Source organism: Clostridium sartagoforme (assembly GCF_039521405.1).
In the GTDB taxonomy this organism is placed as follows: domain Bacteria; phylum Bacillota; class Clostridia; order Clostridiales; family Clostridiaceae; genus Clostridium; species Clostridium sartagoforme.
Map to the genome: position 1 here is coordinate 467,283 of NZ_BAAACH010000011.1, position 16,381 is coordinate 483,663.

General features: G+C 28.5%; 13 protein-coding genes. 12 read left to right on the forward strand and 1 reads right to left on the reverse strand.

Translation table 11 applies throughout. The features are described from left to right. The first annotated feature begins 200 nt into the window (after positions 1-200). From ABDZ60_RS05595 to ABDZ60_RS05610, 4 genes are all read left to right on the forward strand, one after another. Positions 201-1,652, forward strand: coding sequence for a methyl-accepting chemotaxis protein (locus ABDZ60_RS05595; protein ID WP_343776771.1), 1,452 nt, complete (start codon positions 201-203; stop codon positions 1,650-1,652). Positions 1,653-2,081: 429 nt separating this feature from the next. Then, positions 2,082-2,786 (forward strand): HD domain-containing protein, encoded by a 705-nt coding sequence (locus ABDZ60_RS05600; protein ID WP_343776773.1) that lies wholly within the window; start codon positions 2,082-2,084, stop codon positions 2,784-2,786. A 179-nt stretch (positions 2,787-2,965) separates the two neighbouring features. Next, positions 2,966-4,135: a cysteine desulfurase NifS gene (gene nifS, locus ABDZ60_RS05605; protein ID WP_343776809.1), complete on the forward strand. Its 1,170-nt coding sequence runs from the start codon at positions 2,966-2,968 to the stop codon at positions 4,133-4,135. Positions 4,136-4,227: 92 nt separating this feature from the next. Next, positions 4,228-5,295: an XdhC family protein gene (locus tag ABDZ60_RS05610; RefSeq protein ID WP_343776775.1), complete on the forward strand. Its 1,068-nt coding sequence runs from the start codon at positions 4,228-4,230 to the stop codon at positions 5,293-5,295. 125 nt (positions 5,296-5,420) lie between these two features. Here the strand turns inward: ABDZ60_RS05610 and ABDZ60_RS05615 are convergent, their stop codons facing one another. Next, entirely contained in the window at positions 5,421-6,206 is a 786-nt protein-coding gene (locus ABDZ60_RS05615) for an N-acetylmuramoyl-L-alanine amidase (RefSeq protein ID WP_343776777.1), read from the reverse strand. Between the two features lie 460 nt (positions 6,207-6,666). Between ABDZ60_RS05615 and ABDZ60_RS05620 the strand changes: the two genes are divergently transcribed. The 8 genes from ABDZ60_RS05620 to ABDZ60_RS05655 all read left to right on the forward strand — a co-directional run bounded on the left by ABDZ60_RS05620 (position 6,667) and on the right by ABDZ60_RS05655 (position 16,378). After that, entirely contained in the window at positions 6,667-7,386 is a 720-nt protein-coding gene (locus ABDZ60_RS05620; RefSeq protein WP_343776779.1) for a transaldolase, read from the forward strand. 48 nt (positions 7,387-7,434) lie between these two features. Then, on the forward strand, positions 7,435-7,893 hold the full coding sequence (locus ABDZ60_RS05625; protein WP_016208843.1) for a PTS sugar transporter subunit IIA: 459 nt from the start codon (positions 7,435-7,437) through the stop codon (positions 7,891-7,893). A gap of 16 nt (positions 7,894-7,909) precedes the next feature. After that, entirely contained in the window at positions 7,910-8,191 is a 282-nt protein-coding gene (locus tag ABDZ60_RS05630) for a PTS sugar transporter subunit IIB (protein ID WP_016208842.1), read from the forward strand. 97 nt (positions 8,192-8,288) lie between these two features. Next, positions 8,289-9,668, forward strand: a complete 1,380-nt coding sequence (gene ulaA / locus ABDZ60_RS05635) for a PTS ascorbate transporter subunit IIC (protein WP_343776782.1) — start codon at positions 8,289-8,291, stop codon at positions 9,666-9,668. Between the two features lie 127 nt (positions 9,669-9,795). Then, entirely contained in the window at positions 9,796-12,318 is a 2,523-nt protein-coding gene (locus tag ABDZ60_RS05640) for a BglG family transcription antiterminator (RefSeq protein ID WP_343776785.1), read from the forward strand. A 25-nt stretch (positions 12,319-12,343) separates the two neighbouring features. Next, complete coding sequence (locus ABDZ60_RS05645; protein WP_343776787.1) at positions 12,344-13,156, forward strand: MurR/RpiR family transcriptional regulator; 813 nt, start codon at positions 12,344-12,346, stop codon at positions 13,154-13,156. 196 nt (positions 13,157-13,352) lie between these two features. Further along, entirely contained in the window at positions 13,353-14,981 is a 1,629-nt protein-coding gene (locus tag ABDZ60_RS05650) for a PTS transporter subunit EIIC (RefSeq protein ID WP_047002004.1), read from the forward strand. A gap of 2 nt (positions 14,982-14,983) precedes the next feature. Further along, positions 14,984-16,378: an FAD-dependent oxidoreductase gene (locus ABDZ60_RS05655; RefSeq protein ID WP_343776790.1), complete on the forward strand. Its 1,395-nt coding sequence runs from the start codon at positions 14,984-14,986 to the stop codon at positions 16,376-16,378. The last annotated feature ends 3 nt before the right edge of the window (positions 16,379-16,381 follow it).

The window sequence follows — 16,381 nt, forward strand, 5'->3', positions numbered from 1 at the left end:
AACTAGATGTATTTAATATAGAAGTGGCTATTGCACAATTTAGGAAGCTTACCAATTGTGCAATAATACCTAATCGTAAGAGCACTATAAAAGTCTTTCTAAATAGTACATATAAATTAAACTTATGGAGATGGAAGAGTCAATAGAAAAATAATTATTAGTAGCGCAAATTATATTAAAATACTCGGGAGGATTTGCAAATGAATAATTCTAATATGAGCAACCATAGGATAAGAGTTAATAAAATTGTTTTAACTATTTTTTTGTCCTTTTTATTGGTAAGAACTTCATTAATTTTTATCGGAAAAGGGGCATTTTTTTTATCTTATATAGCAATAGGAATATTTTCTATTGGAATTGTTGTAGCTTCAATTTTTGTTTACAAAAATATTCTTTATAAGTGTACAAGTTATATATTAATGTTAGGTTTCTTGTCTAATATAGCACTGTCTATATCTGATTCTTCTATTACAATTATGACAATGGTTTTAGGAATATGTATTTCAGCTCTATTCTTGGATAAGTCACTCCTGATTAACTTTGGTGCAATAAATATTAGTTTTTTTGTGGTGTTACAAATATTAAGCCATAAAAGTTTTGTATTAACATTAATATTTATAATTATAATTATTGTGGTTTTATTTTTTGTATGCAAATGGGGAAGTGATCTGATTAAAGCATCCAATGAAAAGGAACTTCAGGCAAGTAAACTTTTAAATTCTTTAGATAATGCATTAAAAGTGATTAAAGAAAATACCTCAGTATTGAATAAGGATATATCAAGCTGTAACGAAGGCGCTATTATATTAAATGAAATTAGTAGCCTTATGACAGCAACTGTTCAGGAAATTACTAAAGGTGCTATGGAGGAATCGGAAAGTATTAATCAGATTAGCAACGCGATGGCTGATGCCGGTAAAAAAGTGAAGTTAATAAATGAACTTACAAAGAATCTTTCTGATACTTCTAAAAGTGCAAATAAGATAGTTATAGATGGATCTGAAAGAATAAATCATTTGAATGAACAAATGGAAATTATAGATACTGCTGTAATGGAATCATTTACTACAGTAAAAGATTTAAGTAATAGTATGGATCAGGTCAATAAATTCCTTGAAAATATAACTCAAATCTCAAAGCAGACAAATTTACTATCATTAAATGCTTCCATTGAAGCAGCGAAAGCGGGAGAAGCAGGAATGGGATTTGCGGTAGTTGCAGGAGAGGTGAATAAACTTGCAGAGCAAAGTTCAAATGCTGTGAAGGAGATTGGTGTAATAGTAAGTGATATAAAAAACAAAATCAATTTAGTAATGGAAAAGGTAAATAACGGTAGTGAAGCAGTAAGAAAAGGTAAAGTAGTTACAAGACAGGTAGATAAGGGCTTTGATGAAATCAGGGATGCTTTCAAAAGTATTGATAAAAGCATATTAAATGAGTTGATGATGACAGAATATATACAAACTATTTTCACTGAGATATGTGTACAAGCAGAAAGTATAGCGAATATATCACAGGAACACTCTTCAGCAGCTGAAGAAATGCTTGCGACTACAGAAGAACAAAAGGCAAACGTTGAAAGCATACACCAACTAATGAATCATATCAGCACTTCAAGTACGAGAATACAGGAATTGATTCAAAAGGAATAGAGAAATTTTCTTGAATGAGTTATCAATTTAATATAAAGAAAAAGCAAAGAAATTACCAGAAGAAACATTAGAAGTAATAGGTATGGATATTTTTGATTTAGAAAGTATTGAAGATTTAGAAAAATATTTATAAAAAGAATGATTTCTAGTTTTTTGGACCCCTGAGGTCCAGAAAACTGGAAATTTTAAAATGCACTACGCAAAAGTAGTGCATTTTTTACTTCAAATTTTTACACAATTTTAATAAGCCTTTAAAATATTCATGTTAATATAATTAATATAAAAAGTTAATAATAAATAAACTGAAACTTATATAAAAGTTAAAACAACAAAGCTATAAAACTATAAAACTACATGATTTCAACTTTTACGTCTTATTTAAGTAAGGGGATTAATTTAAACATGTAATATGAAAGGAAAATAAATAATATGACAAACAAAAATACTGAAAATGAAAACATTAGGAGTAAGAATATTATTTCATATGAAGATATAAGAAGTAATAAGGAAATTCAAACATATATAAACTCTGCAGATAAAATATTAGGAATTTCAGGATACACCAAACATGATTTAGGGCATGTTGGAAAGGTTGCAGAAACAGCTGCATATATTTTAAGGGAGCTTGGCTATGAAGGAAGGGAAATAGAACTTGCTAAAATAGCAGGCTTTATGCACGATATAGGAAATATGATTAATCGTCATGAGCATGCACAAACAGGAGCAGTTCTTGCTTTTAAAATATTAAAAGACATAGGAATGGATCCTGAAGAAATTTTTATGGTAACATCTGCTATTGGAAATCATGATGAGGGAACAGGTCAGCCAGTTAGTAATATTTCTTCAGCCTTAATATTAGCAGATAAAGTAGATGTAAGAAGAAGTCGTGTAAGAAATTCTGATTTTGCTACCTTTGATATTCATGATAGAGTAAATTATGCTGTGGAAAAAGCTGATGTTTATGTTAATAAAGATGAAAAATCAATACAATTAAACTTAACTATTGATACTAAGATATGCTCATTAATGGAGTATTTTGAGATATTTTTAAATAGAATGATGCTTTGTAGAAAAGCTACAGAATTTTTAAATACTAGATTTGAACTAGTTATGAATAATACAAAAGTACTATAATAAATTAATAATATCAATAATTTAAGCTTATAAAATTAATTTATAAGCTTAAATGATATATACAACTAAATGCAATACATAATATTTATTTGAACTAAATACAATATATGTTAAAATAGACATAAAGGAGCTATAAAATTGGAGGTGAATTTTTGGAAGAAAATATTCTAGAAAAGAAGATGATATATTTAGATCATGCAGCAACAACAGCTATTAATAAGTATGTACTTAAGGAAATGATGCCTTATCTTATGAATCAGTATGGAAATCCATCTTCTATTTATAGTTTTGGTAGAAAAAGTAGAAAGGCAATAGAAAATTCAAGACAGCAAGTAGCAACTGCTATAAATGCTAAGAAAAGTGAAATCTACTTTACAAGTGGAGGAACAGAAGCTGATAATTGGGCAATTAAAGGTATTGCGCAGTATTATAAAAAGAAGGGTAAGCATATAATTACTACATCTATAGAGCATCATGCAGTTCTTAATAGTTGTAAACGATTAGAAAAAGAGGGCTTTGAAATAAGCTATCTACCAGTTGATAATGATGGGAAAATATCAATTGAAGATTTAAGAAAAGCTATAAGAAGCGACACTATTTTAATAAGCATAATGATGGCAAATAATGAAATTGGAACTTTAGAGCCTATTGCAGAAATAGGAAAAATAGCTAGAGAAAGAAATATAATTTTTCATACAGATGCAATACAAGCTGTAGGATCAATTCCTATAGATGTTGAAGAGTTGCAAGTTGATTTACTATCCATATCTGCACATAAATTTTATGGCCCAAAAGGCGTAGGAGCTTTATATATTAAAAAAGGTACAGGCATTAAGGCACTTATGGATGGAGGAGAACAGGAAAAAGGTAAAAGGGCAAGTACAGAAAATGTTTCAGCTATTGTTGGAATGGGAAAAGCTATTGAAATCGCAAATAAAGGTTTAATACAATATCAAAAGCAAATGTGTTATTTGAGAGATAAAGCAATTGAAGAAATTTTAAAAAGTATACCTAATGCTAAACTGAATGGACATGCTGTTGATAGGCTACCTGGAAATGTTAATATTGCATTTAATGGAATGGAAGCAGAAGCAATGATATTAAAATTAGATAAAATGGGGTTTGCAGTATCAAGTGGATCAGCATGTGCTTCAGGATCACCAGAACCATCACATGTACTTAAAGCAATAGGGTTATCACATGAAATGGCACAATGCTCACTTAGATTTACCTTTGGAGCAGAAAATAATATAAGGGATGTAGAAGAGCTGGTAAAAGCATTAAAGAAAATTTATTCAGTGCACAGTGAAAGAGGCACAGTTCACAGTTGTTTCTCAGTTGGAAATTGAGAGCTTTGGACGAAATTATTGTGAATTGTGAACTGATAACTGTGAACTGATAACTGTGAACTGAAAGAAAAAGGGGTTAGGAGAGAACTATAGTGAATAATTATAAGCAACTTATTAATAGATTAGAAGAGAATCATAGCATGGTAATGCTAACAAAGCTTTCGTCTAAAAGTGAAAATAAAATAGAGAAAGAATTAATAGATTTAAATAAAGAAGATTTGTTACATATTGATGAAGAAATGAAAAATGCAATAAATAAATCAATAGATAGAAAACTTCCAGAACTTATTAAAGATAATGAGGGAAAGGAAATTTTAATAGAGTCTTTTTTTCCAGAAGCTAGATTAATAGTTTTTGGAGGAGGAAATATCTCAGAGCATCTTGTTGATTTAGGAGCTAAAATAGGATTTAAGGTTACAGTTATAGATGATAGATTATCTTATGCAAATAAAGAAAGATTCCCATTAGCAACAGAAGTCATATGTGAGAGTTTCGAAAATGTTTTTGAACAAATAAAGGTAAATAAAAATGATTATGTAGTTATTGTTACAAGAGGTCATAAATATGATAAAGAATGTCTTAGAGCAGTTTTAAATATAAAGCCAGAATATTTAGGAATGATAGGTTCTAAGAGGCGAGTTATGGGAATTAAGAATCAGTTTATAGAAGATGGGTATAGTGCGGATTTATTAGATAAAATATGTTCACCTATAGGATTTAGAATTGGGGGAATTACACCTTTAGAAATTGCAATATCTATTATTTCTCAAATTATTGCACAAAAAAGGCTTGGTACACCAGACATGGTAGCTTGTGCAAATGCTAAAAAGAGAAAAAACTACTCAGATATAGATATTAAAGTTTTAGAGAATCTTGCAAAAGAGTATGAAGAAAAGAAGGCTATTGTTACAGTAACATCCACAAAAGGATCTACACCAAGAGGGGCAGGAGCAAAAATGATTGTTTGGCCAGATGGAAGAATACTTGGAAGCATAGGTGGCGGTTGCAGTGAAGGGGAAGTAATTCTTGCGGCAAGGGACTTAATGGAGGATGAAGAAGAAAGTTTTATAACAATGCAAGTTGATATGACAGGAGATGTAGCTGAAGATGAAGGTATGGTTTGTGGTGGAGTAATGAATGTACTTGTAGAATTAATATAATTTCTTCCTTCAGTTGTCAAAGGTCATATGTAAGTTTACTGTGACTTGGAGTGTAAAGATGGAATAAGAAAACTTACATATGACCTTTTTTATAAGCACCCTTGAGGTACAAGGAATTGGAAATTTTAGTTTCCAATTTTTTGGACCCCAGGGGTGCTTATTATTTTAGACCAATCAAATAGTGATCCAGGATCAGTTTTTTCAGGATTGTATTCATCATGACCTATTATATGTTCCCTATCTTTTTGTATAAAAACATGTCTATTAAGAATATCATCTATTAATAAATTTAATGATTCATATTGAGCATCTGTATATCCTAATAATGAAGGATCTATTAAGTTAAATCTTTCAGCTGTAATAATGGGGATCATTTCTTCTTTTGTGCCCATAGCAAGGATTTCTATTCCTATTGAATAATTATTTAGCTTATTTTCATATTTAGGATAGTTAGAAAGTTCCCCTGATCCTGCGTGATAAGCAACTCTATTTTCAGGCGTAAAAAGATATATCTCACCATCTCTTCCAATAACATAATGTGAAGATAATTCATACTCTTTTAAAATCGAATATATATCATTAATTTCATATGGATTTTTTTGATTATTATAAGCATTACTTATAAAGTGTAAAACAATATGAGTAGGTGGCGTATGTCTTGGTTTTGAGTTTTTATTTGGTAAAAGCATATCAGTTGTATTAAGGTCTGAATCCCAGTTTATTATTGGTCTAGTAATAATTTCGATTTCCTCTGATGCAGAAGCATATACACTATCTTGTGTAGTACTATCAATACAACTTAATATAGTTGATGTCAAAAAAATAATTAAAGTAGAAAGTATAATTAAAAGCCAATTATAAGTGGTTAGAAAATTAATTTTTTTCAAATTGTTTATTATATTTTTTATCATATGATCTCCTAGTCAAGTTTTGAGTTAAAAGTTTATAAATTGTAAAGTTCTTTAGTTAACTTTTTATAAAATAGTATTTTCTTATTTTATAATATATATTTATTTTTTTCCATACTTTTACCTTACTTTCTATATTTTTACCATTTTGAGCTACTTATTTTTTACTTCTTCATTTAATTTTAAGGTTTAATTATTTCCTTTTTAAAGGGAAATAATAAGATATTCTTAAAAAGATAATCTTATTATATTATTATATTGAGGACAGAAGAAAAGTAAGACAAGCAACAAAAGAAAGAGCAACGAATAAAAGTAAAACAAGCAGTTATGAAAAATAAAGAAAAGAAATAGAACAATCAAATAGATAAAATTAAAAAGAGAAACAAATAGGAAAAATAAACAAATAGTAATACAAGTAAAATTAGAAGCTAATAATAAAAAATAACATAAAGGGGAGAGAGAAATGGTACAAGATTTAAAAGTAAAAATTTATGCAGATGGGGCAGATCTAGGTTCAATGCTTAAGGAGTATGAAAAGGGAATAGTTAGTGGTTTTACTACAAACCCTTCATTAATGAAAATTGCAGGAATAAAGAGTTATAAGGAATTTGGAAAAGAGGTTTTAAAAAACATTAAGGACATGCCAATTTCTTTTGAGGTTTTTGGTGATGATAAAGAAACAATGTTAGAAGAAGCTAGAGAAATTTATACCTGGGGTGAAAACGTTTATGTAAAGATTCCTGTAGTTAATACAAAAGGTGAATTAAACAGAGAAGTCATTAAAGAGTTAGCAGATAGTAATGTAAAACTTAATATAACAGCAATTTTCACTATCAATCAAGTAAAGGATGTTTTAGAATCTTTAAATAAAGAAACTCCAGCAATTATATCAATTTTTGCAGGAAGAATAGCAGATGCAGGAGTAGATCCAATAAAAATAGTAGAAGAAGCAGTAGAGATAGCTAGAGAATATCCAAATGTAGAAATACTATGGGCAAGTTGCAGAGAACTTTATAATATAGTTCAAGCAGATAAAATAGGTTGTCACATAATAACTATACAAAATAGCATATTAAACAAAATGAACTTGTTTGGAAAGGATTTAACACAATATTCAATAGAAACAGTTAGAGATTTCTTTAAGGATGCAAAAAGCTTAGGATTTTCAATTCTAAATTCTTAAATATTATGTGTGTTTAAATCAGTAAATATATTTGGAGAGGTTAAGACTATGATAGAAAAATTATTAACTGAAGAATTAGTAGATGTAAAGGTCAAAGCAAGTAATTGGGAAGAAGCTGTAATGTCAGCAGGAAAGATATTATTAAAAAATAAAAAAATCGAAGAAAGATATATACAAGCTATGATAGAAACTGTAAAGGATATGGGACCTTATATAGTTATGGCTCCAGGAATAGCAATGCCTCATGGTAGGCCAAGTTGTGGTGTTAATGAAATTGGTGTTGCAGTCATATCATTAGAGTCACCTGTAGAATTTGGAAGCGAAGAGTTTGATCCTGTAAAAGTAATAATTGCTATATGTTCAAAGGAAAATAAAGCTCATATAGATATGCTTCAGGATTTAACCTACATTCTTAATGATGAAGAGCTTATAGAAAAGGTTGATTCATGTAACAATAAAAAAGAATTATTAAATTTAATTTTAGATAGTTACAAAAATAATAAATAGAAGGGAAGGTTGTTTTATGAAAATAATAACAGTTTGTGGTAATGGTATAGGCAGTAGTTTAATGCTTGCTATGAAGATACAAGAATTATGTGATGAGGAGGGGATAAAAGCAGAAGTAGAATCTTGTGATGTAAGTGCAGCTGTAGGGAAAAATTGTGATTTATTCGTTACAGTAAAAGAACTGGCACCAAACTTCAATAAGGATAAAACTCTTATAGTAAGAAGTTATATAAACAAGAAGAAGATAAAAGAAGATATACTAGAGAAGATAAAAGACAAATATGCACAATTAAAGTAGTACACAATTAAGATTCAAATGGTTAATACGAGAAATTTTATCTAGTAAGATTAAATTAAGGTTTCATTTTAAATTATTATAAAGGGGAAATGGTATTATGGAAGGTATTTTAGCGTTTTTTAGAGATTTCTTAAAAGAACCAGCATTATTAATGGGATTAATGGCTTTTGTAGGATTAGTAGCTTTGAGAAAACCAGCACATAAAGTTATGTCAGGAACATTAAAGCCTATTTTAGGATATTTAATGCTTGGAGCAGGAGCAGATTTTATAGTTTCTAACTTAAATCCATTAGGAGAAATGATTCAAAAAGGATTTAATATAAGTGGAGTTATACCAAACAATGAAGCAATAGTTTCAGTAGCTCAAAAGGTTTTAGGCGTTGAAACAATGTCTATACTTGTTGTAGGACTTATTGCCAATCTTTTAGTAGCTAGATTTACTAAATTTAAGTATATATTCTTAACAGGACATCATAGCTTTTTCATGGCATGTCTATTATCAGCAGTATTACAAACAGCAGGATTTGAAGGATGGACATTAATACTTATTGGTGGAGCGTTCTTAGGATTAATAAGTGCGATATTACCAGCAATAGGTCAAAAATATACATTAAAGGTTACTGATGGTGACGAAGTTGCAATGGGTCACTTTGGAAGTTTAGCATATTATGCTTCAGCTTGGATAGGTGGAAAAGTTGGTAATCCAGATAATAGTACAGAAAAGATGGAGATTCCAGAAAAATGGAGCTTTTTAAGAGATACAACTATATCAACAGCACTAACTATGATGGTATTCTATTTAATTGCAGCTATAGCATCAGGATCAGAGTTCGTTGCAACTTTATCTGGTGGACAAAACATGATATTATTTGCACTAATGTCAGCAATGAAATTTGCAGTAGGAGTTACTGTAGTTTATGCAGGTGTTAGAATGATTTTAGGAGATTTATTACCAGCATTCCAAGGTATAGCAACAAAAGTTATACCAGATGCAATTCCAGCAGTTGATTGTGCAGTGTTCTTCACATATGCTCCAACAGCAGTAGTTATAGGATTTGTATCTAGCTTTATTGGAGGAGTAATTGGTATGTTACTTTTAGGGGTAGCAGGTGGAGTTCTAATTATACCAGGACTTGTACCACATTTCTTCTGTGGAGCAACAGCAGGTATTTATGGTAATGCAACAGGTGGAAAGAGGGGAGCTGCAGTAGGTGCTTTTGTAAATGGATTATTAATAACATTTATTCCAGCATTATTACTTCCTGTACTTGGAGATTTAGGTTTCCAAAATACTACCTTTGGTGACTTTGATTTTGGTATAATAGGTATAGCAATAGGAAAATTATATGAATTCTTAGGTAGCACTGGAGTAATTGCTTTATTAGCATTATTAGTGATAACAGTAATAGTTCCAAGTCTTATGAAAACCAAATCAAAGGTTATAAATAATGCCTATGATGATGGAGAAGCAATGTAATATAATATGATTTATTCTCCTCTGGGGTTCAAATAATTGACCCCAGAGGTTAATTAAATTTTGTGTAGCTGCCTTAGACAGCTTCATTTTTCATGGTGCGACAGCACTTTAATAGGGGGGCGTTTTTTTGAACACAAGATGTGTTGAAATCTTAAATTTATTTATAAATTCTAATGGGGAACAAAATGTTGAAGATTTAGCAAAAAGATTTAATATTTCAAAGAGAATGATTAGATATGATATTGATGAAATAAATAGTTTCTTAAAAGAAAATAAGGTTAAAGAAATAGATAAAAAGCCTAACTCTCCATTAAGATTCATTTTAAATGAAAAGGAAAAATCAACTATAAATAAGCTTATAAGTAATATGAATACGGGAAATTATATTTTTTCCACAGAAGAAAGGGTAGGAATATTATTATATGAATTATTAAGCTCAAATAAAGAGTGTAATTATAATGTCTTACAAGAAAAACTACTTATAAGTAAGACAACATTAGTAAATGATATAAGAAAGGTAAAGCTTTGGCTAAGTAAATTTGATATAAGTATTATAAAGGTTTCTAACAAGGGTTTTAAAATTCAAGCAGAAGAAATTAATATTAGAAAAGCAATGACGAATTTACTTATAGAAAATAATAAATATAATATTATAGAAACTTTAGAAAAAATATATAATAATGAAAATAAAAAAATAATAAGTAATATAAAAAAATTTAGTATAAATAAAGAAAATATGGCTTATATAAAAGAATTAATAAAAGATGTTGAAAAAGAGTTCGGAATATTTTCGGAAGAAGATTTTATGAATTTAGTTATAGATGTTCTTGTAATAGTAAATAGGGCTTCAAAAAATGGTAATAAAGATTATAAGGAAGATATGTATAAAAATTATATTGAAGATGAACAAAGGGACAAGAATCATGAGGAAAGTATACAATTGGATAAGAATTATGATTTCCTCAAATCTTTAGAAAGAATTCCTTTAAAACCAGCTGAAACTAAATCATCACAATTAGTGAAAGAAGTATTTTCACAGGGGCGAGAATCACAAAAAGAATTTTTAATAAAAAAATTAATTAAGGATTCTTTAGAAAAGAAATATGAAGAGAAATATCCTAAAAATAAATTAAATATTAATGTTGAATTTAATAAAGTATCTTTAAATGGAAATAAACTAAGTAGTAATAATCTAAAGGAAGTATATAAAAAAGAATATAATGCAGCTGTAAAACTTTCAAATAAATTAAAAGATAAGTATTTAATTGATATAATGGATGATGAAATAAATATTATAGCAAGCAGAATTTTATCTGGTAGTAAAAATGACAACGATATTTTTGATTCAATAGATTATTTTGATGCTTGTTATATTGCAGATAAATTAATTGAAAATGCAAAAAGTACTTTAAATAAGGACTTTAAAATGGATAATAAATTGCTTGAGGGCTTAATAAATCATCTTAAAAGTTTAATATTTAGGCTTAAATACAAAATTGTTAGTGAAAATCCTATATTAGAAACTATAATAAATAATTATAAAAATGAGTTTGCATTAGTTAAAAAGTCAGCTGAATTTATTGGAGAGAAATTTAGTTGTGAATTAAGTGATGATGAAATAGGGTATTTAGTCATGTATATAGAAGCATTTATAGAAAAAAGCAAAGAGGAAGAAAAGGATAAAGTAAAAGATATATTAATAGTTTGTTCAGCAGGCTTTGCAACAGGAAGAATGCTTGAAGCTAAAATAAAAAATTACTTTATAGTAAATGTTGTTGGAGTAACCTCTGTTCATAATATAAGTAGATATATAAAAAATACTAAAAGTAAATTAAATGACAAGCTATATGTAGATTACATTATTTCATCAGTTGATATAGAAGAAGAATATAATATTCCAACTATAAAAGTTTCCCCTATATTAAAAGAAGAAGATTTAAAAAGACTAAAAGGGATATTTCCACAAAGGCAATCTTTAAATTTAGAAGAGAATCATAGAGAAAAAGAAATAAAAAATACAAAATCAAAAAACAAATTGAATAAAATATATACAGAAGAAAATTTAACTATAGAATCAGAAAGTTATACGTCATCAATTTCCTCTATACATAATAGTATTTCTAGGAGGAACGCTGATCTTACTAGTAATGTCAATGCTATTGTAGATATTAATAATCTGATAGAAATCATTGAGAAAAACTGTGAAATATTGAATAAGGAAACTTTAATTAATGATTTAGAAGAGTATCTTAATATTAATAAAAAAGAAGAAAATGATATTTATGAATATATTAAGCCAGAAAATATACAACTTGATTTAGAAGCTAGTAATTGGCAGGAAGCAATAAGTCTTAGTGCAATACCACTACTTAAAAGTGGTGATATTACTGAAGAATATGTAAAAGCAATGATTGATAATGTAAATAAATTTGGGGCTTATATTGTAGTAGATGATGGAATAGCAATACCACATGCAAAACCAGGAGATTACGTTAAAAGTTTCGGAATAACAATAAGTACTTTCAAAACTCCAATTACAATAGGAGAGCATAAGGATATTAAGATTTTTATAACTATAGCAAGTGTTGATAGTAAAAAACATATTGAAATGATAACACAAATAATGAAATTAATAGAGGAAATAATATAAGTTGGAGATGGGAGCAAGTAAATTAATGATGTCTAATAAAAAACTTTTTTTAAAGAAAATATTAATGGAATTGGACGAAGATATCAATGATTCAGAATATAATATTTTAAATGACTTAATAGATAATATTGATATAATACAGAAATATAGCATAAGAGAGGCTGCAAAAAATAATTTTATTTCAACTGCTAGTATTTCTAGACTTTGCTATAAATTTGGATTGAGTGGATATAGTGAACTGAAATTTTTTCTTAAATCAGAATATGAAAAATTTATAGAAAAAACTTATAACGATAATCTGTCATTAAAAAATAAATTATATTTAATTATTAATTCTTTTGAAGATAATTATAAAAAGACAATTGATTATATTAACGAAAATGAATTAAAGGAATTTTTAAAATTGATTTATGAGAACAAGGGAATTTCTGTTTGTGGAAGTGGTTTATCAGAAGTTATGGCTATGTATTTTTCTCAAAGATTCCAGATGGCTGGCAAAAGGGTAAACTTTATTAATCTTAATGCTCCAAGTGAAATTTATGTAAATCAATTAAAGGAAAGTTCATCAATAATAGTTTTTTCGAAATCAGGGAATATGCAAAATATAAGTAATAAGCTTAATATTGCAAGAAAAAATAATGTTAAGGTGATTTTAATTACTAGTCAAAAAAAATCAAAGATTTTGGATGAAGCTGATATAACAATAGAGATTTATGGGAATAATAAAAGCAGAGATAAGAATGATAAGATATCATCATACAATTCAAATGTAATTATTCTTATAGATATATTAGTAGAATTATATATTGAAAATATTAAGGAACAAGCAATAGATTAATGTCAAGTAATTTATTGCTTGTTTAATTTTTTGTAACATGTTACAGATAAAATTTGTCTGTGTAAACATTTTCTAAGATTTGCAGTGTTGATTATTTTAGGTGATATTATAATCTTAGTTAATAAATATATATTTATAGCGCAAGAAATTATTATTGTCATCAAAATTATTATTAGAAAATTAGGGGGAAAAACTTATGAAAAGCAAAGTTCAAAATTATTTTTCTAATTTAGGTAAGTCTTTTATTCCAGGTGTAGCAGTGATGTCCTTTTTTGGATTATTACTATCTTTAGGAGCTGTACTTAAAAATCCAAACTTTGTTTCAAAATCAGCAATATTACAAAATCAAGTAGTTCAATTTATAGCAAATGTACTAAATCAATCAGGATTGGTAGTAATTAATTTTATGCCATTAGTATTTTGCGTATCTATAGCTATGGGAATGGCTGATAAGGGGAAAAAGGAAACAGCAGCATTTTCATCTATAATAGGTTATTTATTTATGCTAGTTTTTTCAGGGTTAATTCTTAATCTTTTTGGTATGGCATTAGCACCAAATGTTTCAGTAAATGATAAGAATTTAGTAAGTATTTCTCAAACACTAGATATGAGAAAAGCAATGCAGAATTTTATATTAGGAATACAAACAGTAGATACAGGTGTTCTAGGTGGCGTTATTATAGGTACATTATCAGCAGCTATTACAAATAGATTTAGTAAAAAATCTTTACCTCTTATATTTAGCTTTTACCAAGGAAAACATCTTCCACCAATTTTATCAGGATTAGCTGGACTTGTTTTGGGTGTAATAATACCTTTCATATGGCCATATATAGGTGGAGGAATTTATAGTGCAGCAGAAATTGTAACAGGAGCTGGTGTAGTAGGATCTTTCTTATTTGGATTTATAGAGAGATTACTTATCCCAACAGGTTTACATCATATTTGGTATTCTTTAGCACACTTTACTCCAGTTGGAGGAACATTAGAAATTGGAGGCCAAGTTTATGTTGGTACAAAGGCAATAACAACAGCAGCTTTAGGAAATCCAGATTTTACAGATAATATTTCACAAATAACTAGAGTATGGTTAGGACAAGGCGCTACACCAATAAAGGTATTTGGTATAGTTGGAGCATTAGTTGGAATGTATCTAGCAGCTAAAGATAAAAATAGAGCTAAGGTTGTAGCAATAGCAGCAGCAACTGCATCAATCTTTGCAGGGGTAACAGAACCTTTCGAATTCATGTTTATGTTCTTAGCTCCTCCACTATTTTTAATACACTCAGCTTTATCAGGTTTGTCTTTTGCAATATTAGATATAGTTAATGCTTCTTATTTAGGTGGAAATAACATTATAGAACTTATATTTAATGGAGTACTACAAGGACATAAATCTACATGGATACCAATAGTATTAGTAGGTATAGGAATGTTCTTTGCTTACATGATAATCTTTAAGTGGTATATAGAAAAGTTTAATGTAATGACCCCAGGTAGAGAAAGTTTAGAAGATACAGATGAAGCAAAAAGAGCAGAAATAGAAGCTTCAAAGTTATTAAGACAAAAAGCTAATAAAGAAGACGTAGCCAAAGAAATATTAGAAAAAGTTGGTGGGAAAGAAAATATTAAAGATTATACTAACTGTATATCAAGACTTAGAATATTTGTAAAAGATCCAGATAAGGTTGATAAAATTGGAATAAAACATATTACAGATTCTTTAGGAGTAGCTAACCCATCAGCAGAAGAATATCACATTGTATTTGGTATTAAAGTTTCAGAATATAGAGATGCTTTTGATCAGGTAGTAGAAGGTGAATAGTAGTGAAGGAAATAATATATAACAAAAGAAAAATTCAGTTACTTAAGGATTATGACTGTTGTGTTATAGGGGGAGGAACATCAGGATCTATTGCAGGAATAGCTTCAGCAAAGCAAACACTAAAAACTATTGTAATTGAAAAATACAGTATATTAGGAGGAACTGCAACTGCAGGACTTGTTACTCCAATGATGCCCTCTTATGTAGATGAAATGGAAATTGAAAAGGAAATAAATTTAGAATTACAAAAACATGGAGACAAATTATATTCTCCAGAGTACAAGGAATTAGAAAATTATAGTAAAGAAGACAGGCCAGAAGAGCCAATTTCTTTAACATGGTTTGATCCAGATAAATTAGCTGTGGTTTTAGAAAAAACATTATTAAAGTATGGTGGGGAAATTCTTTATGATGGAACATTATGTGATGTTTTAATTGAAGACAAAAAGATTAAGTATGTAATTATAATGACTTCAGAAGGACTAATTGCTATTGAAAGTAAATGTTTTGTAGATGCAAGTGGTGATGCACTTTTATCAAGACTTGCAGGAGTAGAAGTTTATACTGGTGATGAAAATAATAAAAATCAGCCTGTTTCTCTTAGATTTGAGTTAGGAGGAATAAATTTAGAAAAGTTTTATGATTATATGATATCTCTAGGAGATGATTATTGTAGATCAAAGCTTCCATATTATACTTTCATGGTTACTCATCAAGGACGTAAACAAGTGTTAGAGCCAGTTTTAAAAAAGGCTTTAGAAGATGGTGTAATAACCAAAGATGAATATATATGGCTTCAGGGATTTACAATACCATCAAAGCCAGGTCATATAGCATTTAATTGTCCAAGAATTCCAACAAACAATAATTCTACAGATATATTTGTAAGATCTAATGCTTATATAGTTGGAAGAGAAATGATAGATAGATACTATAAATTTATGAAAAATTATGTTAAAGGATTTGAAAATTCTTATATAAGTAAAGTTGCAATCCAGTTAGGAGTAAGGGAATCTTATAGAATAAAGGGTAGAAAAGAATTATCCTTTAAGGATTATATAAATAGAAAAAAATCTAATGATGCTATTGTAAAAGGAGATTGGTGGATTGATATTCACAAGGACAAGCATGATGTAGATGAAGAATACACCTATAAATATAAGGAATATTATGAAATACCTTATGAGTGCATGGTAACAAATGAGATAAGCAATTTAATAGTTGCAGGAAGATGTATTTCAAGTGACTTTAGAGCACAAGCATCTTTAAGAATACAACATCAATGTAGAAGTTTGGGAGAAGTGGCAGGATATGCTTGCAAATATTCAATAGAAAAAGATGTAGAACTAAACGAAGTATTAGGAAAAGAACTTAAGAACTATATGCAGAAAGGATGATAA

Excerpts from the sequence above, each read along its gene's own strand:
- ABDZ60_RS05645 (WP_343776787.1), top strand. The coding sequence starts at position 12,344 with ATGATGTCTAATAAAAAACTTTTTTTAAAGAAAATATTAATGGAATTG.
- ABDZ60_RS05615 (WP_343776777.1), bottom strand. The coding sequence starts at position 6,206 with ATGATAAAAAATATAATAAACAATTTGAAAAAAATTAATTTTCTAACC.
- ABDZ60_RS05595 (WP_343776771.1), top strand. The coding sequence starts at position 201 with ATGAATAATTCTAATATGAGCAACCATAGGATAAGAGTTAATAAAATT.
- ulaA (WP_343776782.1), top strand. The coding sequence starts at position 8,289 with ATGGAAGGTATTTTAGCGTTTTTTAGAGATTTCTTAAAAGAACCAGCA.
- ABDZ60_RS05625 (WP_016208843.1), top strand. The coding sequence starts at position 7,435 with ATGATAGAAAAATTATTAACTGAAGAATTAGTAGATGTAAAGGTCAAA.
- nifS (WP_343776809.1), top strand. The coding sequence starts at position 2,966 with ATGATATATTTAGATCATGCAGCAACAACAGCTATTAATAAGTATGTA.
- ABDZ60_RS05630 (WP_016208842.1), top strand. The coding sequence starts at position 7,910 with ATGAAAATAATAACAGTTTGTGGTAATGGTATAGGCAGTAGTTTAATG.
- ABDZ60_RS05600 (WP_343776773.1), top strand. The coding sequence starts at position 2,082 with ATGACAAACAAAAATACTGAAAATGAAAACATTAGGAGTAAGAATATT.
- ABDZ60_RS05620 (WP_343776779.1), top strand. The coding sequence starts at position 6,667 with ATGGTACAAGATTTAAAAGTAAAAATTTATGCAGATGGGGCAGATCTA.
- ABDZ60_RS05650 (WP_047002004.1), top strand. The coding sequence starts at position 13,353 with ATGAAAAGCAAAGTTCAAAATTATTTTTCTAATTTAGGTAAGTCTTTT.